Consider the following 18,734-nt stretch of genomic DNA (forward strand, 5'->3'; position numbering starts at 1 on the left):
GCTACAGGCATGGAGAATATAGCAAGCTTTTTAAAAACAACCATTTCGATTCTGATCACGCTGGCCATTATATCCTCCGGCCTGTTCCTGTGGGGGAAAACGCAGCCTGTAGTTGAGCTTGCGAACAACCAGGCAGCGGCACAGGCGAGGGCGTTGTCGGAGCAGCAATATTCCGCCTTCGATAATCAGCTGGTCAGCGGCTCGCAGATTCTTACAGCATACCGCCGCTATGAGTCACAGCCGGGCTTCTGCCTTTATATTGAACGGCCTTATGTCTACGGTCAGGATGCATCCAATAGACAAATTAGTATGAATCCGAGCGGTGAGGGCTATTGCCGTGAGTTTGATTTTACAAGCGGGAAGTTTAAGGAAGGCACCAGATCTAGCTGGACAGATGAGGATATATCAAATGCATCCGGTTCGGTTTACATCAGCCCCCAATCCAGGTACAGGGCTAAGCTGATCAAAGACAAGAACGAGCGGATTGCGGCTATTTATTTTCAGGCACAGTAGTGTTGTTGGACTGACAGTATAGAAGCAACCTTTCAATATAAAGTGAGGAGGAGAACTTCATGGAGAATATTTCGACCGGTCTAAAATGGGTCATCGGCATTATTGTTACCATTCTAATTATCGCTGCAGGTGTAAGTATTTACCTGATCATTAACAACTACTTCATCCGCGCCCAGGAGCAGACGCTGGCCCAGACCCAGATGATTAATCAGGCGGAATTTAACAGCTATGACAACAAGGATGTGTCGGGCCAGGATGTAATCAATGCGGCGATGCGGTACAAGGGCCGTCCGCAGTTTGCGATTAAGATACAGACCGGGGAAAATACAACGGGGTTTTATGCGGAGAATACATATAAATCTTACTATAAACAGCCTGCTTCAGAAGGTGGTGTAGTGGATTTATCAGACCCGGGTGGGAGTAACCCGCAAAGTGTTTCTGAAATGCTGGACATAACAAATAAAGATAATTGTACAGTCAATACACTTGGCCGATTCAAATCTACTATTTACCGGGATCAGAATGATGAAGTCAGGCTGATTGTATTTACTCAAAACTAGAAACCAAGGTGAGGAGAGAATGTCATGGAGAATATTTCAACCGGGCTGAAATGGGTGATTGGTATTATTGTCACTATTCTGATCGTCGCAGCAGGAGTGAGTATTTATCTGGTGATTAATAATTACTTCATACGCGCGCAAGAACAGACCTTGGCCCAGACCCAAATGATTAATCAGGCAGAGTTCAACAGCTATGATAATAAGGATGTCTCAGGACAGGATGTAATTAATGCCGCTATGAAATATAAAGGACGGCCGCAATTCTCCATATTGATTAGAACAGGGGTAAATACGGCAGGCTTCTTTGCGCAAAATACATACGAAACGTACTATGATCCTCCATATGTAAAAGAGGGGGAAACCGAAACTAAGTTTCATTTTGAAAACTCTAAATTAGATAATAAAAGCGTATCTCAAATGCTGGACCTAAGCGATAACGATGTAGCTAATGATAAAAATTGCAATGTGAACACACAGTCTGCATTTAAAGCTAACGTATTCAGGGACAAGAACGGTGAAGTTCGATTAATTGTATTTGATCAAAATGAAGCCGGAAAATGAGAACCGCCACCCAATTCCTGCTAACCCTATTCGCCTGGATCATGTTCGTAATTGGCGGCTTTACGTTTCTGCGCCTGGAAGCTGACAGCAATGTTCAGGCCAGTCGGCCGGAGCAGCCTACAGTTGCATTAGCCCCATATACAGGGACCGGTGATTTGAAGAAAGTCTCAGGAGAGCAGCTAATCGGTATGATTCCTCAGGCACTCGAAGGGGATTACATTTTAGTGATAGACGGCATTGTATTTAATGAAGAAACAGACCTTGATGCAGTGGATCTGCGGGGAGTGCCTGGCGCTGCTTATGAGCTAAGGGTTACGCGGACTAATGAGATGGTTACGGAAATCTCTGCTGCCCGCTGAGAAAGGAGGAGCCTCATGGCAGATGCGCTAAAAGGTGTAATTATCGTGATTCTGCTGGCCTTTGTGTTTGGAGTCTACCCGGCCTTCCGCCAATCAGAGGTAGTAGAGAGGAATACGAAGCTTGCAGCGAATGCGGCTGTGGTGGAGTTCGTAGATACGGTTCGTGCCAAAGGGTATGTGGATGTCGGAGATTATGAGCGGTTTCTTCATACGCTGGATGCTTCATATGCGGTATTCGATGTTCAAATGGAATACTACAAAAAGAATCTGGAGCCTCTGTACACCAATCCTGATGATTATTCCACCTTTCAGAACAGCTTCAGTGTCAGGTATGACGGATATTTTAACAAGGATATATTAGGAGTCTTGTATCCTGGGTCAGCAGCTTCACTTGCTGCAGATGCTCCCGGCAGAAGGTTCACCATGCATGTCGGTGATCTGTTCAATGTCCGGCTGGAATCCGCAGGAACGACACTGGCTTCGCGGATGCGGTCGATGTTGTTCCAGAGTGAGGGGATTCCGCTCAATTTGAAGTACGGGGGAATGGTACGAAGTGAAGCCCCTTAGTGTAGTGCTTATTTTTTTGATTATAGTAATACCGCTAGTGCTTATTAATGATACTAGAGAAGACCTCCGGGTCTTTAATGAAGACCAGTACAAACGTTATTCCGATGATTTTCAGGCCGCAGTGGATGATGCCGGAGACTATCTGTCCCGGCTGGAAATGCAGCCGACGATAACGGCGGTCCATTATGGCCGGGAGCGCCAGCTGAAGCTGGATCAGGATGTGCTGAGTGTGTTCTACAGTAACCTGGCGTTGAAATTCGGACTGGAGAATAATAGGGCTGAATTGAACAATCTGAAAATGCATATGCCAGCCCTTGTGATGTTCGGTTATAGCGGATATACGCTGGTTACGCTTGATGATACAGCCGGTAACGGGGGAGAGAAGGAGCTTAAGCCTGTCAGCTGGCCTGAGCGGCCCTATTACTACAAACTTCAGAACGGCAATCTGCTCTATTTCACTTTGGATGACAATGCACGGGTGTATGATACTGGGACCAATGAATTCTATGAGGGAGATTATGTAGAACTGGCTGCAGAAACGAGTCTCGCACCTATCAACTCACTTGAGCTATTCCGTGAGATCCGCCAGAGCACGATCACTACACTGGTTGAACAGGATATGGCCACGGCCATTAACCGGCACCTGGAGCTGGTGAAGCGGATGGGCTTGTCCATCCAGTTCACACTCCCGCGCGGTCTTCAGGAGCAGTCGATACAGGATGTGGGGATGATGGCTTTTATACAAGGCTATCCGCTTCCCGGCGGGGAGCTGCTGGATGCTTATTCCCTCGGTAGCGGCGCGGTCATGCGGCGCAAGGTGCTGATCGGAACCCGGAATGCAGCAGGCCGGCGCACGGCTTACGGTGAAAGCTGCTTGCCTGCCGGAGCGAATGTGATTGAGAGCCTGTTCGATCCCGAGGAGGCTGCGAGGAAAGGGTATTTTGTGGAGGATTGTGCGGTCAGGTGAAAGAAAATGAATGAGTTCAATTCAATAGAGGAGGGACATAATGAAAAAAATAATACTTAACAGCCTATTAATTGTTTCTATGGTATGCACAAGTTTGTTGGTGCAGAGTCGTCCAGTGCTTGCAGCAGCAGAGCAGTCTGCTACATTTACGGACATTCAAGGGCACTGGGCTAAAGCCGCTATCGATACGGCAGTGAAAAGTGGTTACTTCAAAGGATATGCCGACGGCACTTTTAAACCGAATGGAACTGTAACGCGTGCAGAGTTCGCGGCGTTATTGTCTAGGGCAACGAAGACACAGGCAGAGAATGCTCAAACGAATGTTTTTGCGGATCTGGCAGGCCACTGGAGTGAGGCAGAAGTCAATCGGGCGGTTTCGCTGGGTTACGTTAATCCGAGTGACTATCCTAACGGATTTAAGCCAAGCACACCTATCACACGTGCGGAAATTGCCAAATGGATGACCTCCGGACTTGCGGCTGGTGACGCAGATTATAAGCAAGCTTTGCAGGACACGGTTACAACGGTACTTCCGGTAAAAGAATATTTTAAACCGGGTATCCCACAGTCCCAAGCTCCTTACATTGCGGTTTCTCTGGGAACCAAGCTGATGAGCGGCTATCCGGACGGGTCATTTGGATTAACGAAGCAGGCGACCCGGGCCGAAGCATCCGCTATTCTGCTGCGTCTGAATGAGGTTAGCCAGCAGGAGGCAAGCAGCTTTGTAGGATTAAACGAATTGCGGGAAGTCGGAACCGAGCGGACCAATATGGAGAGCATTAGTCCGTTTAGAACTCGTGCTGGTACCTCGGTCAATGGAATCATAGGGAAGAAGTATACTTTCCGTAACAAATCCGGAAGTATGACTGTGAAAAATATTTTAGTGGTCGATTCACAAGACTTTACAAATATTAAGGGGATTTATGGGCCATTATTTGTAGATAAGAATTATAAATTTCAACGGATAGATGTTAAGGGTATGTATAGAGTATTTGCTGAAATTACAATATACCCCGTTAAAGAAAAATTTTATGCTAGTAATTATTATGAGGGGGCACCTTCTTTACTCGTGGGAATGTACAGCGAGAATAAGTTGCCTGAGAAATTCGGCTATACAATGATACCGAGAACTCCATCATATGATTTCTATTTAAAGAGCGGTGTAACCTTATGGGTTAACTTATTATGGGAAATAGATGAATTTCCCAGATGGGTAGATTTTGACGATGGTACCAAGCTCGACATTGAAGTTAGAAATAATTAGGAGGGTGAATAGTGAGAAGATGGTTACCACTACTTACTCTGGTTATTATTATTTGTTTTTTTAATCCTGTTTCTACAAGAGCAGAAAATAATGAATTTACGAGTGGTTATCCGGCAGTGGCACAAGGGTTTGAGATTACACCACAAGGACCGGCAAGTATGCAAGCAGTTAAAGTTGAGGTCAAGGGGCTAGCTGAGGCAAATCCAAAGGTTGTATGGGTACAGCATGATTCAGGTGAGTGGACAGCTAGTTATAACGGAGGAACTACAACTGTTACTACTACTGGTACAGTTAATTCAGCAGGTGAGAAAGTTCCTAATGAGAAACGAACCGATTTTTCTTTAGATATGGGTATTTATGCTCCTGTTTCAATGCAAGATGAACTAGGAAATGCCTTTCAGAAAGAGTATATCAGTAACCTCAGTATCTATGAGATGCGCTGGAGGACCCTGCATAGTTATGAGGCTGTAGGAGCTAATCCGGAATTTCAAGCAGGATCCTTGAATGCGAATATAAAAGTTATTACAGGCTTCCCGAATTCTTACACCAATAGAGAGAGCTACAATGAAGGAAGTGGTCCCGCAAAATATATTGCTGAATACGAAATTCTTATGGATGTGGCCTTCAAGGGATACGTGGTTGAAAAGAAACAAATGCGTGTACTCCAAAATGCTACCTTACAAGTTAACGAGACAAAAAATATGCAAGCGCAAGTTAGAACGATGAGTGTAACCATGTCCCAATTTACCAACAATTGGTTTGATGTTACGGTTTTCCCATTTAACGAAGATAAAAAAGAAGGCACAGTATGGAGTTCTGATAATTCATCGGTTGCGAGTGTAGACCAGTATGGAAAGGTTAAGGCCAATGCAGCGGGGACAGCGCATATTACGGCACAATGGAAAAAGGGACCTTATTTTCTATATGGAACTGCTACCATAACCGTAGGCGGCGGGGGAGAAGGCTCAGGCTCAGGCGAATGCACCTACACCATTCAACCTCCGAACAAGATCGCGGCTCCGCAAGCATCATTTATGGACCCGTCAGCGAGCGGGGTAATTCTAGGTGATGATGCAGCGAATGGAGTACATTTTGATGCACCGACCGGAATTCCTACCTCAGATCATTTATACGCCGATGCTTGGGGAAAGAATTATTTGTTTGAACATACCTTTGCCAATATGGCAGGGCAGATACGCTATTCCTGCAGTGTGGATGTTACATATCCTACTAAATGGGAGGAAGCGCAGCCGGATCTTCCGGGAGAGGATGGAGGAGATCCGATCCCCCAAGACCCGCTTCCCAAAACGTCATCCTTTGACAAAACCTACACCTTTGAATTGACACCAAGAGAATATGCGTACTGGCAGATCGACCAGTTATCCGTATATCAAATCGACCGGGCGCTGATGGAGAACTATGCACTGCCGGGAGGTTCAGTCACACTTTACCCTAATAACTATAATCCTCCAGCGCTTGAACTTGCCAACAGCACTGTGGTGGAGGAGCATGTTGTTCCCCAAGAGACAGGAACCCTATCGTTTACGCCGGAGGTGGTCGATGGCGGGGACCATGAACCAGGTCCGGGCGATGTTGATGATTCAGCGGAGCTTAAGAGTCTTGCAGAATCGCAAACGCAAGATCCCAAGGTGCAGAATGACCGGCTGGTATTTAACGGACAGATAATTATGGATGACACTGTCTCTCCAAAGACCGGGCCCGTTCCGGGAAGGATTGCCGATCCGCAGGATACCGGAGGCGATGTACTTTATCGAGGCCAGTTGATGATTAACCGGAGTCTGCTCAACCGGGCAAATGCGGCCAGTTCTGGCTCAATATATTACACGATGCTGCCGGAGAATGTGGAGGGACAGGGGGACCGGGCGTATCCAATCAATGGAATTAACTCCATCACCGTACACACACCAGTCGTCAACTATTCGCTTCTCCCTGACGATAACCGTCCTTACGACCAGCGGATGGACCCGGATTACGAACGGACGGTACTGATTCTGGACCGGCCCTTTACTGTTCATTTCACAGAGAGCGGGCAGCACCTGAACATCCCCGGCTACGGCAACCGGGATTATGGCAAGTACACGCAGAACAAACGCATCCAGTTTCCGTTCGGTGTGTTCCAAGAAGGGCAGTATTACCCGGAAAACACCTGGATCAACATCCCTGTCGGGACACCGTACATGAACTTTACCATGCCGACTTGGGTTAACGAAGGGGACTATACCATTCATACACAGTCCTGGGCAATCAATACACCTTCAGACGGGGCGGAGTTGTGTCAGGTTAATCTGAACGGTAATTTGGCGAATTACTGCGCAGCAGAGAGCTTCAATGTCGGTGTGGTCGGGCGGCTGTTCGATTTTCGGATCTGGGATATCGGAGATTTCCGGTTTGAAAAAGTATTCCGCACGGGAACGGGCAATTTGGACCATAGCAGCGCAATGTATTATACGGGCGGGAACGATGAGAATGGTGCACCAACGGCTTTAAGCGGACAAAGACAGTGGCATCTCCCTATCCGCAAAGGTTCACATCCCACGGAGCAAATAACGGTTCCGCATAACGGCTACTCGTTTCTGTTCGATTTCCGGACCATTGGGAATCTGTGGCAGCCGGGAGAGGGAACTCGCATTGAGCCAAGCTTCTACTTTATTCCGAAAACCGGAGGAAGTGCAGCGCCCGTAGATCTGTATTATGACGTCTCGGGTTCGGGCAATAAGATGATCGGAGTAGGCTCACCGAAGGACAAGCTGAGCTATACCCGCACCTACCGCTTAGCCGATGGCCTGCGGAATATATCAGGCGGTGAGTTATCCACTGCGGCCAGCTATGAGTATAACTATATCCTCACGGAGGCGGAGCGGGGACAAACGAATTGGCTGAAGTTCTACGAGCAGTATATAAAGCGCAAAACCGAGATTTCCGAAGGCTATAACCTGGAAATTCTGCCTTATACATCGCGTACCTTAGTCGGTCCTACGAATATTCCGAATGGAGTAAACCCCATTGCCGCAGTACGCAGCGTGCAGCACTGGTACGGGGAATACAACCTGCCGATAGCTCCTTACATCCTGCCCAAGGGAACTAACATTGTGACTTTGGCGAATCATTATGGAGGCGCACTGGACGGCCATGAACAGGAGTTCATTACCGGCGGCTATATCCTGGTGAAGTTCGAAATTTATACGGTCAAAAATAGTGATGCCGGCACCCGCATTCTGGGCTACAAAGCGCCTGAAGCCAATATGTGGGCGATTGAAGGCCAGATGACAGCTGACACTGATGAAATGGGACATCCGTTTTCTTTTTCCTCCGGCGATATTATTCTGTTCGAATCAGACTTTTCTGTGCGCAATGACTATCAGGGTCAGGGGAAATAAACCTAAATTAAGATAAGGTAAAAAATTCTTTAAAAGGAATAAAATATAAAATTATCAACGCTTTAGACCGATAAATAAATTATGCAGAACCAGAGCTATACTAATGGACTTGAAATTTCCGCAAGTTTATAACTGTGTTTTTCAAGTTCATTTTTATATAAAAATATGATTTATAAGGAGCGATTTATAATGGCAGACAAAGTAACGGTAAATTACGATGGTTTGAAAACACTTGCAGAGAATATTATAAAACAAAAAGGAGAATACGATAATTTAATGAAAAAAATTACGACTACAGCTACGACGTTGAACAGTATATGGGAGGATACCGCCGCAAGAGAGTTTGCGGAAAAGGTGAAAGGAATGGATAAAACCTTTACTGCATTTGGCCAAGCTCTTGAGAATATTGGAATTCATATGAGAAATGTTTCGAACAGTTACGAAACGCTTTCTAAAGAAATTAAAGCTGCTCAGAACAAAAGCTTCTAATAATTTTCTTTATCCAATAAACAGCAAGAGCCCCACTACATAAGAATGCAATCAGCTATGCAGCATGCTGCATAGCTGATTTTATTAGAAATTGGCAGGGGGAAGCTATGGCGACGACGAAACTATTGTTTAATGTCGATGAAGTAGAGCGCCTGCGGACGAAGATTGGACTGGTCAGCCAGGACACCAACCGGCTGTATCTGCAGTTCAAGGGAAACGCCTCGGACTGGAGCGGCATCCCGCTGGGGCAGGAGCTGTTAAAGGCTCAAGTGCTCATCAAGGAATTAACCAGCGAAGCGGAGAAACTGGAGGATCTTATACGCAGTGCCGTCCAGGGAGTCCAGAGTGTTCAAGCCGAGAATAAGCGGAAGGCAGCTCAGCTCAGCCAGCAGCTGGGTGTACTGGCAGGACTATTCGGAAGCGCAGGCAGCCGTGGGTCATTCGGTCCACTTGCTATCCCCTTCCTGGCACAGAAGGCCGTGACCAGCCTGATTCGTGCGTTAACGATCCTGAGTGCCAGGGATGAATGGAGCAGCGATCCGGTGGTGCAGAAGCTGCGGGGAATGATTCAGCAGTCAGGCCTGGTAAGCATCGATGGACTGGCCGCGGAGATAAAGCTGAAAGAGATTTACGAAGCACGGGAGCAGATTGGAAAGTCACAGACCGCCTACGAGGTGTACAAGACCTTTGGCAATCAGGCACAAATGGAGGCTGCACATCAGCAGGCAGAAGAAGCGCGCAAGAAGCTGAAGTCAATGGGAATCAGCGAAGTCCAGTATCAGCCCGGTAAAGACCTCAGCGGATATTACAAGCAGTCCGCCATCAAAGCCTGTGACTACGATCCAACCATTACTGACAAAAGCGTACCACTGATAGAGAAGGAAGAATATGCGCTGTTGCTGCGGATGGCGATGGAACCGGGATTGCAGGGGGAGTGGGCGAAGCAGCAGCTGGCCCTGATCCAACCGGAAGCAACGATAGGGCCGGTAGACCCGCATAACAGCGTGTCAGAAGCGGATATCCTAAACCGAGACGATCCGAAGGTGATTGAGCGGCTGAAGGGAACGTACTGGGTTACTTTGCCTCCTGAGGAGCAGGACCGGATATATGAAGAAATCAAGGCGTATTACGAGAAGCTGGATAAGGAAGCAGCAGATCAAGAGCGTTTGGCGAGAAGCGGAGTCGGGAACCAAACAGTGGCGAACATCCTGATGGGTGGAAGCAATATGATTGTCCAAGCGATCAATACGGCTGCATTTGGACTGCCAAGGACGCTGGGGGACTGGATTGCAGGGCCAGCGCCGGAAGGCTATGTCAATCCAATGGACGATCCGTATGGAAAAAAAGCGGGACAAATAGCTGGAAGCTTTATCAGTATCGGCCTGCCCTGGAAGTTTCTGAGCGCAGTGAAGACGCCAGGCGTGGTAGGCAAGTTCTCGCCCACCTTACTTAAATCCATGGTAGCCGGAGCGATCAGCGGAACCCTTGAAGAAACCATGGACGCGATCAACGATTACCGGGATGATGGGAAGCAAAGCGTGGGAGAGCGTTTGATCTCGGTAGGCGTGAACACGACGATTGCCGGAGCGGGAGATGCCTTATTCACCGCCGTGAGCAAAGGGCTGTCCAGTGTAAAGAAGCTTGTGAACGGGTCTATTCGTGAAGTGGAGTTTAAAGAAGTGGATGGCACCGCCAAGGCCAATTCGGAGATCGATGGGAAGGGTAAGGAGCTTGAGGAGGTTCGGAGTGGGGGGACAGGGAATCTGTATCCCACTAGAGCAATCGATCCTATAAAAGAAGCTCATATTATCAGTAAGGTGAAAGAATTAAGATTATTATTAACAAGTGATTATAAAAAATCAGGAAACTTTGCATTAGCGGAGGTTAATATAGCAACTATCAAAGAAAAGGAGTTTTTTGCACATAGCAGTATTGATGAGTTGAGTCCTTCTTTAAGTGAAAGAGTTCCGAACATATCAATACAACCAACAAATCCAGTTTTTAAGGCTACTGACGCTCCAAATAAGGAAGGTGTATGGTATCCTAGAGATTCAGATACTGAGTATAAAATACTTAATCAAATTGCATCTGAGTTGAAGGAGAAAACAGAGACTATTGGTACAATTAAATTGTTTACAGAACTTGACACTTGTTTGAGTTGTAATAGAGTTATCGCTGAATTCACTGCAAAGTACAAAAATATAACAGTGGAAGTTATTCATAACAATGGAAATAGAATTAAATAAAAATTTCTTGAAAGGAGCGGCACTCTATGGATGACTGGGAATATCAAGAGCTATTTGAAGCTGTAAATAGAAACTACAGTACTTATCTTGAAAAAAAATTGAATAATCAACATGCACTTGCAAGAACGTCATATGATTTTGAGACGGTGCGAAATGAAGGGAAAGTTGAGAATATTATAGTCTCTGCAGCTCTGGGAGAAATAATTTCTTCACATCAAAGTGTTTTTATCGGCAATTTGAATTCTATTGAGGAATTACTAGGTGAATTTAACCCTGATGAGTTACTTGGACTGATATCAGGCGAAGACCTTGCTGATTTGACTACTAGGATTAAAAATGTTCTAATTTCTCTTAAAGAAATGCCCATTGATTATAATTCTAGGGTTGAAAAATAATAGATTCTTACTTCTGATGGTGGGCTACCCAGTGCCAAATGAACATATAACTTGAGTCTTGCGAATTTCAATTGATTGGGGCCTAAAAGGGCAGACCTGTAGTATCTCGAAAAAAATTCAGATTCATTTAAATCTGTTTTTGATGTTTTAGATGAGGATACCCAAAGACAAGTGAATATTTTAATAAAATCAAAATCCCTATATCAATCATAAACTTATTTACAAACCAAACAACAAGATCGTGCAATACATTCTGCCAAGCCACAATGCAAGCTACACACCTGTATTGTGGTTTTCTGTTGTCCCTTTCTCAACTCCACACAGTGCCGAATGTGAAGGGAACCTACTGGTTCACCTTACCGCCTGAGGAGCAGGACCGGCGATATGAAGAGCTTAAGGCGTATTACGAGAAGCTGGATAAGGAAGCAGCAGATCAAGACCGATTGGCGAGAAGCGGAGTCGGGAACCAGACAGTGGCGAATATCCTGGTAGGCGGAAGCAATATGATTGTCCAAGCCATTAACACGGCCGCATTTGGACTGCCAAGGACGCTGGGGGACTGGATTGCAGGGCCAGCGCCGGAAGGCTATGTGAACCCAATGGACGATCCGTATGGGAAAAAAGCGGGACAAATAGCTGGAAGCTTTATCAGTATCGGCCTGCCGTGGAAGTTTCTGAGCGCAGTGAAGACGCCAGGCGTGGTAGGCAAGTTCTCGCCCACCTTACTAAAATCCATGGTAGCCGGAGCGATCAGCGGAACCCTTGAAGAAACCATGGACGCGATCAACGATTACCGGGATGATGGTAAGCAAAGCGTAGGCGAGCGTTTGATCTCGGTAGGCGTGAACACGACGATTGCCGGAGCGGGAGATGCCTTATTCACCGCCGTGAGCAAAGGGCTGTCCAGTGTAAAGAAGCTTGTGAACGGGTCTATTCGTGAAGTGGAGTTTAAAGAAGTGGATGGCACCGCCAAGGCCAAGGCGGAGATCGATGAGAAGGCTAAGGCGCTTGAGGGGGTTCGGGTTGGGGGGACGGCAATTGACAGTCTTTATGAGAAAACGCAAAATATCAGAAATGAAATTAATCGAGAAATTGAAAAAATAAGAAATTCTGACGAATACAAGAACCTTTCAAGTACACAAAGAAAAAAACTTGATAGGAAACTAGATAATCTAACTTTTGGAAATGTTGCTGTAGCAGATGTAAACATTCCTGGCATTAAGAAAGAATTTCAAGCACATAGTCAAATTCATTCTTCTGATAGCGTGGGAAGTAATGTTGGAGATTTGAGTTATTCTAAGGTGGATAAATCATTGGAAACCTATGTTGATGATCAATTTCCAAGATTTAATGACACGGAGGCAAAGATTCTTGAAGATATTGCTTCTCAAATAAAAGACCCTAATGTTAAAGGTCAAATAGATTTATTTACCGAACTGGATGCATGTCAAAGTTGCTCGAATTTAATTATGGAATTTAGACGTAAGTTCCCGAATATTCAAGTAAATGTTTATTCAAAAAGTATGAGATGAGGTGTAATAGTATGAACATTATGGGCTATGAAAGAATAAAAGATTCTGTAGTATTCGGCTTTGAGGAATATATAGAAGAAGAGGGTTTAAATGTAGCGCAGGCTTCAGCGAAAATGTTAGAAGAAGAATGGAGAAGAGTAAACGATAGTTTATTTACCAAAACATTATATTTTATTTCTATTGCCCTAGAGAGTTTAAAATATAAAGAAATTGCTGATTTTATATATTACAAGCTGGATATTTACCTTGAAAACGCTGAATTCGAAGAAAATATAGATAAAAACGACATTGAAAAGCTGTTGCAAGACATTCAAGTTTGTAAAAAATTAATTGATAGTATAGATGAGTATAAAATTAGGGAGACAAGCTTTGCTACTAAGTCAAGAGTTGAATACATCTTAGGTTTGAAAGTTGATTAATATTAGTATTGTAAAGGTGGTTACTACAAACATAATTATGTGTAGGCCATCCAGTGCGAATTAAAGCATCAGTCAACAAATAACATATAAACCCATGTATTGTCGTATGAGGATTTTACTAATTTTGCAGGCTAATTATGGTTAGATATGGCCATGATTAGCCTGCTATTCATTTCCGTATTACTATCAAAACTTCCTAGCAATGAGAAGCTGGATAAGGAAGCAGCAGACCAAGACCGATTGGCGAGAAGCGGAGTCGGGAACCAGACAGTGGCGAATATCCTGGTAGGCGGAAGCAATATGATTGTCCAAGCCATTAACACGGCCGCATTTGGACTGCCAAGGACGCTGGGGGACTGGATTGCAGGGCCAGCGCCGGAAGGCTATGTGAACCCAATGGACGATCCGTATGGGAAAAAAGCGGGACAAGTAGCCGGAACCTTTATCAGTATCGGCCTGCCCTGGAAGTTTCTGAGCGCAGTGAAGACGCCAGGCGTGGTAGGCAAGTTCTCGCCCACCTTACTCAAATCCATGGTAGCCGGAGCCCTCAGCGGAACCCTTGAAGAAACCATGGACGCGATCAACGATTACCGGGATGATGGGAAGCAAAGCGTGGGAAAGCGGTTAATCTCGGTAGGCGTGAACACGACGATTGCCGGAGCGGGAGATGCCTTATTCACCGCCGTGAGCAAAGGGCTGTCCAGTGTAAAGAAGCTCGTGAACGGGTCTATTCGTGAAGTGGAGTTTAAAGAAGTGGATGGCACTGCTAAGGCCAAGGCGGAGATGGATGGGAAGGGTAAGGAGCTTGAGGAGGTTCGGAGTGGGGGGACGGGGGAATTTGATCTTAAAGAATGGGAAGATATGCCTGTTAGTGGTCAAGCTCGACTAACTCCAGATGGACTAAGAATTATGAGTATACGAGACTTGAAAAAATTTAAGAGTGAAATGAATGCAAATGATATTAAAGTTATTATAGACAAAAATGGTAGTGTTTTACCCCAAAAAGCCGTGGGTGGCTTTAACCCTAATACTGGACAAATTGTTTTAAGACCTGATTTAGTGCCGAAGAGATTTACGAAGCACAGAGATACATCTTCAAATTAAGAAATGGACAATGGCCTCCACCAAGTTGGAAAGGATTTGATGAATAATGAGAGAAAAAAGAAAAACAAACTTAACAGCTAGTCAAGCGATACAAATAGCAAAGGACTATCAGAAAAAACACAATCTATATGGTACTATAAATGATGATTTTGATGAAAGTGTAAAATTTCACGAAGAATTTTATAGAATAATAGGAAGTGCATGGCTTGTGTTGGCTGATATAACACCGAAGGAATATGAGGGCGATGATGAAATTACTTTTGTTATTTCTGATGTTGATGGTGTTGTTGACCATGTCTTAGACCATAATGGGATACCTCAACGCTACCATTTATCTAGCAATAGAGGATATACAATTGAAGAGTTTGAAGAGACATTTAATGATGATTGAATTGAATGAATATTGTTCGCTTTTTAGGGGTGACCCGGTGCCAAATGAACTCATCATTTAATCAATAGCATGCTTAACCCATGTGATGCCGGTTTGTTTGTACAATAATGCTTGGATAGTATAACCTATATAACGCGGTATAGTTACATTAACAGGTCGATTATGGTTATATACTACCTTGATTGACCTGTTTTTTGTTATGTTCGCTTTCTCGTTTTTTTCAAAATGTAACACAATTGTAGAATAGTTGGCTCCGATAGGGAGGATGAATAGCTAATGAACTTGGAGGGGGTTATAGTGTTTTCAAATAATGATGAAAACGGCTTGAAAAGAGATTTATACGAACAATCAAAACCTGGGATAATTGATATTTCATCGGTAAGCCCTAATTGGTTTACTTTTATTGATCATGAATGGGACGCACTACAGAAAGATTTCTTTGAAAAGCCGCTCGATGGTTTGTTAGTTGATCTAGTGTTGATATTTAGAAAATTTTGCCGACTCCGAGGCGACATTGCCAGACCATAACAACCGGCCGGATCACCACTTCAGAGCCGCAGCATATTTAGGGTACAGCTCGCGGATGCAGTCCGGGCAGATGTCATGGGTGAACTGTAAAGAGAGCTGCAGCTTCAGGAAACGTTCGATGGTGATCCATTCCTCCTGGCTGTTCCGGACTGATTTGCAGCCCGCACAGATGGGCACGAGCTGGGGGCTTGGATGCAGATGGACGACGCTGTGGCTCTGGGTTACATGGGCAGGACCGGCAGATTCCTTTGCATTAGGGGAAGGGCCGATATCTCGCAGTGTAAGGACGGCAGTCTGATGCGCGGGTGCTTGTTGTTCAGTAATGAGCGGGAAGATATCCAGGTGAAATATTCTGCTGCCGCCATTGCCAGTCAGGAGAGTTACTTCAACACTGGAGGCAAGGCGGATTCCTTCAAAAATATCGCGCAGCAGCTGCTCCAGCTTCACCATCCCGTCCGTATCAGCCAGCCTGTGCCGAAACAGCTCTAGAACATTTAATCCCCGCCAGTCTCCTGCTCCTGAGAAGCCGTACAGCCGATTAAAATCCCCCCAGTGATCGCTAGCGAACCGGATGTCTCCATTGCTGATAATAACCAGCGAGTTATGCTTCATGGCATTGAGGGACTGGGTGATGGAAGAGGAGATACTGTCCGGCAATTGTAATCGCTCCTTGGGTATGCAGGAATGACAAGCTAGGATGGCGGGAGGTTCAGCAGTTCGGCGACTTGGCGGCGGTAACGGTCGGCTTTGCGTGTGCCGTGAATCAGGTTGGATAGCCGATAGGGCGGGATGCCGTGTAACTCACAGAATTTCTTCTGGTCCAGATGCAGTTCGGTCAGACGCTGCTTGATAGCCCAGCCGAATGGAGTAATGGGGCGTTTGCTGTTCAGGTAGCTCACCTCTTATCGACTATCCAGCCGTTATGATATAATAATGAAAAGAGATAATAATAGTTAATTATATACTTTTTTACGTCATTTTACAATAAAAATAACGTTTTTACGTATTAATTATTTTGGCGGAAGGCGGGTTGCCGATGCACTCCATCTACGAGCGAATTGAATATCTGATCAAACGGCAAGGACTTACGAAGAAAGCTTTCGGTGAGAAGCTGAACATCAGCACCGGCAACATGGGGGACTGGAAGCGGGGCAAGTCGACACCCGGTACGCATAAGCTGGTTGAGATCGCCTCGTTTTTTAATGTCAGCCTTGACTGGCTGGTACTGGGCAAGCGGAATCCGGACACTCTGAAAGAAAGCGGAGAGGATTATTTTTTTGGCCAAATAGGGCAACTGAATTGCCAAACGGACGAATTGCTGCCGAAAGAGAAGGAATTTATTAAAGAATATATTGAATTTACGGAGTACCGTAAGCGCAAGGCGGATGGCGATATTTCTATCTGAGTAAGGGATGCTCTGACAGGAGTGAAAATTCTTAAAAGGGCATCTTTACTTTTCGAAGCAATGGATTTATAATATTGAATGTTGGCCTCAAACAAAGCTTCAATATTGTACACACCGCGCGGTAGTGGTGGAATGGCAGACACGCTATCTTGAGGGGGTAGTGGGTGTATACCCGTGGAGGTTCGAGTCCTCTCTACCGCATAACATGTAAGCAGCAGAAACCTGAAATTCCTTGTTCATAAGGGACTTCAGGTTTTTTGCTGTCTATTTGTGTTTGCTGCTGTACGGAATGGGATGCAAATATGAAGGAGATGGGGATTTTGTATACCGGACGGAGTGAAGAATGGAGTGAAGACTTGAATAAGCGACGGTGTCCGAATGGGCGCTATTTGATTATAACTGCGGATGATTTTGGCCTGTGCAACTCTATGAATGAGGCGATTATGGAGCTTTGGGACACGGGGGCCATTACTTCCGCTATGATTATGATGCCGGGGCCCTGGGCTAAGCAGGCAGCTGATTATACCGTACATAACCGTGAAGCGAATATCGGTGTGCATCTCACGCTTACTTCCAGTTTCCCGCAATATAAGTGGGGGCCTGTAACAAGAGATGGAAGTGTTCAGTCGCTGATTACGGCACATGGCTACTTTTGGGAAAAGTCGGCAGAGGTGGAGCGGTACGCTGCTGAAGAAGCGGTCAGGACTGAAGTACGCAATCAGCTCGAAGCTGCCATAAGGATGGGGATTGATCCGACACATCTGGACAGCCATGAGGGCAGTCTATTGGGATTGGCGGGTGGACGTGATTTTCTGGAGCTGACCTTCGATTTGTGTGAGGAATACGGATTACCGTTCAAGCTGCCCCGGAACATTGTCAACCAGCCTTTTTTAACTCCGCAGATGCGGGAGTTGTTCCAGAAGAGGATTGATTCGGCAGACCGCCGGGGAATTACGCTGATTGATGATTTAATCATTCTGCCTTATGAATACGAGGACGGGGAGGAGTATCCCGATGTTAAGTGTAAAGTATTCAAGGCTGTTCAAGGAATGAAAGCAGGAATAACGGAGCTGGTCATCCACCCGTCACGGGACACTGCAGAAATGCGCACCCTCACACCCTCCTCCGCCAAAAGAGAAATGGAATATAACTTGTGCATGGACGGGGAGTTCAGACAGCTGCTGGAGAACGAGGAAATCCGGCTGATCTCCTGGAAGGACGTGCGTGACGAAATGCGCCTGGTAAGGTAAGATTTGCGGCGGGGCTGGTTACAGACAGTTCACCTGCGGGACTAGAATAAAAAACACCCTTTGCACCCGTTCATTCGGGTAGGAAGGGTGTTTGTATTTTGCGGTAAATGGATGAATTAGGTTGCGTTAGTCAAGCAGCTTGGCGATATCTGCTTCAATCTGGTCCGGTGTGGTTTGCGGTGAGAACCGCTTGAGCACGCGGCCTTCCTGATCCACCAGGAACTTGGTGAAATTCCATTTCACGCTCTTCGAGCCGAGTACGCCGGGTGCTTCTTTGGACAGATATTTGAACAGGGGATGAGCTTCGCTGCCGTTAACATTTATTTTCTCATACATAGGGAAGGTTACACCGTAATTAATCTCGCAGAACTCCGCGATGTCTTCGCTCTCACCCGGCTCCTGTCCGGCGAATTGGTTGCTCGGGAACCCGAGGACTTCAAAACCGCGGTCTTTGAATTTATCGTACACTTCCTGGAGACCCTTATATTGAGGAGTGAAACCGCATTTGCTGGCTGTGTTTACGACGAGCAGTACTTTGCCTTTGTATTTGGAGAGTGATTCTTCCTGGCCCTTAAGGGTGTTGGCTTTATAATCATAGACACTCATGGATAATTCCTCCCGAACATTGATTTATCACAATTTAATTGTACACCATTCACCGCCAGATGCAACCCTCCAGGTTGTGACAACATTGCATAATCGTTTCAAAATGCAGGGGTTGTTTAAGTAAAAGGTAGGTGTTTGTACAAAATCCGCTTGAAAAAGGAGAAGATCAAACATGACTGC

Annotated in this window: 21 protein-coding genes and 1 tRNA gene; 19 read left to right on the forward strand and 3 right to left on the reverse strand. The window is 45.7% G+C overall.

Translation table 11 applies throughout. The features are described from left to right. Positions 1–9 precede the first annotated feature (9 nt). The 16 genes from PBOR_RS06640 (at position 10) to PBOR_RS06715 (ending at position 15,293) form a co-directional block, all read left to right on the forward strand. Positions 10–513, forward strand: a complete 504-nt coding sequence (locus PBOR_RS06640; protein ID WP_042211003.1) for a hypothetical protein — start codon at positions 10–12, stop codon at positions 511–513. Between the two features lie 59 nt (positions 514–572). Further along, positions 573–1,073 carry a hypothetical protein gene (locus PBOR_RS06645; protein WP_042211004.1) on the forward strand — a complete coding sequence of 167 codons (501 nt, stop codon included), beginning with the start codon at positions 573–575 and terminating at the stop codon, positions 1,071–1,073. 24 nt (positions 1,074–1,097) lie between these two features. After that, positions 1,098–1,634: a hypothetical protein gene (locus PBOR_RS06650; RefSeq protein ID WP_042211005.1), complete on the forward strand. Its 537-nt coding sequence runs from the start codon at positions 1,098–1,100 to the stop codon at positions 1,632–1,634. Beyond that, entirely contained in the window at positions 1,631–1,993 is a 363-nt protein-coding gene (locus tag PBOR_RS06655; RefSeq protein WP_042211006.1) for a hypothetical protein, read from the forward strand. Before PBOR_RS06650 ends, PBOR_RS06655 begins: the two co-directional genes overlap by 4 nt. 15 nt (positions 1,994–2,008) lie before the next feature. Beyond that, positions 2,009–2,560 carry a hypothetical protein gene (locus PBOR_RS06660; RefSeq protein WP_042211007.1) on the forward strand — a complete coding sequence of 184 codons (552 nt, stop codon included), beginning with the start codon at positions 2,009–2,011 and terminating at the stop codon, positions 2,558–2,560. Between the two features lie 16 nt (positions 2,561–2,576). Beyond that, positions 2,577–3,527, forward strand: a complete 951-nt coding sequence (locus tag PBOR_RS06665; protein WP_157763987.1) for a hypothetical protein — start codon at positions 2,577–2,579, stop codon at positions 3,525–3,527. Between the two features lie 40 nt (positions 3,528–3,567). After that, a complete protein-coding gene (locus PBOR_RS06670; RefSeq protein WP_042211009.1) occupies positions 3,568–4,791 on the forward strand; it encodes an S-layer homology domain-containing protein in 1,224 nt (407 codons plus the stop codon). 701 nt (positions 4,792–5,492) lie between these two features. Continuing rightward, a complete protein-coding gene (locus PBOR_RS06675) occupies positions 5,493–8,189 on the forward strand; it encodes a DUF5704 domain-containing protein (protein ID WP_157763988.1) in 2,697 nt (898 codons plus the stop codon). 189 nt (positions 8,190–8,378) lie between these two features. Next, a complete protein-coding gene (locus tag PBOR_RS06680) occupies positions 8,379–8,678 on the forward strand; it encodes a WXG100 family type VII secretion target (RefSeq protein WP_042134296.1) in 300 nt (99 codons plus the stop codon). Between the two features lie 107 nt (positions 8,679–8,785). Continuing rightward, the gene (locus tag PBOR_RS37970; RefSeq protein ID WP_245648067.1) at positions 8,786–10,924 is read left to right on the forward strand and encodes a deaminase domain-containing protein; all 2,139 of its coding nucleotides are present in this window, start codon (positions 8,786–8,788) and stop codon (positions 10,922–10,924) included. 26 nt (positions 10,925–10,950) lie between these two features. Next, positions 10,951–11,319, forward strand: a complete 369-nt coding sequence (locus PBOR_RS06690) for an Imm3 family immunity protein (RefSeq protein WP_042211010.1) — start codon at positions 10,951–10,953, stop codon at positions 11,317–11,319. Positions 11,320–11,585: 266 nt separating this feature from the next. Further along, positions 11,586–12,851, forward strand: coding sequence for a deaminase domain-containing protein (locus PBOR_RS37665; protein WP_218918883.1), 1,266 nt, complete (start codon positions 11,586–11,588; stop codon positions 12,849–12,851). Between the two features lie 11 nt (positions 12,852–12,862). Beyond that, on the forward strand, positions 12,863–13,270 hold the full coding sequence (locus PBOR_RS06700) for a hypothetical protein (RefSeq protein WP_042211011.1): 408 nt from the start codon (positions 12,863–12,865) through the stop codon (positions 13,268–13,270). A gap of 147 nt (positions 13,271–13,417) precedes the next feature. Continuing rightward, positions 13,418–14,374: a zincin-like metallopeptidase toxin domain-containing protein gene (locus PBOR_RS06705; RefSeq protein WP_042211012.1), complete on the forward strand. Its 957-nt coding sequence runs from the start codon at positions 13,418–13,420 to the stop codon at positions 14,372–14,374. Between the two features lie 46 nt (positions 14,375–14,420). Next, positions 14,421–14,765, forward strand: coding sequence for a hypothetical protein (locus PBOR_RS06710; RefSeq protein WP_042211013.1), 345 nt, complete (start codon positions 14,421–14,423; stop codon positions 14,763–14,765). Positions 14,766–15,041: 276 nt separating this feature from the next. Then, entirely contained in the window at positions 15,042–15,293 is a 252-nt protein-coding gene (locus tag PBOR_RS06715) for a hypothetical protein (RefSeq protein ID WP_042211014.1), read from the forward strand. A gap of 12 nt (positions 15,294–15,305) precedes the next feature. Here PBOR_RS06715 and PBOR_RS06720 read toward each other — a convergent pair whose 3' ends face one another. Beyond that, on the reverse strand, positions 15,306–15,950 hold the full coding sequence (locus PBOR_RS06720; protein ID WP_042211015.1) for a PAS domain-containing protein: 645 nt from the start codon (positions 15,948–15,950) through the stop codon (positions 15,306–15,308). A gap of 35 nt (positions 15,951–15,985) precedes the next feature. Further along, a complete protein-coding gene (locus PBOR_RS06725; protein WP_042219029.1) occupies positions 15,986–16,183 on the reverse strand; it encodes a Rha family transcriptional regulator in 198 nt (65 codons plus the stop codon). A gap of 146 nt (positions 16,184–16,329) precedes the next feature. Between PBOR_RS06725 and PBOR_RS06730 the strand changes: the two genes are divergently transcribed. The 3 genes from PBOR_RS06730 (at position 16,330) to PBOR_RS06740 (ending at position 17,948) form a co-directional block, all read left to right on the forward strand. Continuing rightward, on the forward strand, positions 16,330–16,698 hold the full coding sequence (locus PBOR_RS06730; protein WP_042211016.1) for a helix-turn-helix domain-containing protein: 369 nt from the start codon (positions 16,330–16,332) through the stop codon (positions 16,696–16,698). 118 nt (positions 16,699–16,816) lie between these two features. Further along, positions 16,817–16,899: transfer RNA gene (locus PBOR_RS06735), tRNA-Leu, on the forward strand. A gap of 110 nt (positions 16,900–17,009) precedes the next feature. After that, a complete protein-coding gene (locus PBOR_RS06740) occupies positions 17,010–17,948 on the forward strand; it encodes a polysaccharide deacetylase family protein (RefSeq protein ID WP_042219032.1) in 939 nt (312 codons plus the stop codon). A gap of 126 nt (positions 17,949–18,074) precedes the next feature. On the opposite strand, the gene PBOR_RS06745 is transcribed toward PBOR_RS06740, so the two are convergent. Continuing rightward, the gene (locus tag PBOR_RS06745; protein WP_042211017.1) at positions 18,075–18,554 is read right to left on the reverse strand and encodes a glutathione peroxidase; all 480 of its coding nucleotides are present in this window, start codon (positions 18,552–18,554) and stop codon (positions 18,075–18,077) included. Positions 18,555–18,734: the final 180 nt, after the last annotated feature.

Source organism: Paenibacillus borealis (genome assembly GCF_000758665.1).
GTDB lineage: Bacteria > Bacillota > Bacilli > Paenibacillales > Paenibacillaceae > Paenibacillus_AQ > Paenibacillus_AQ borealis.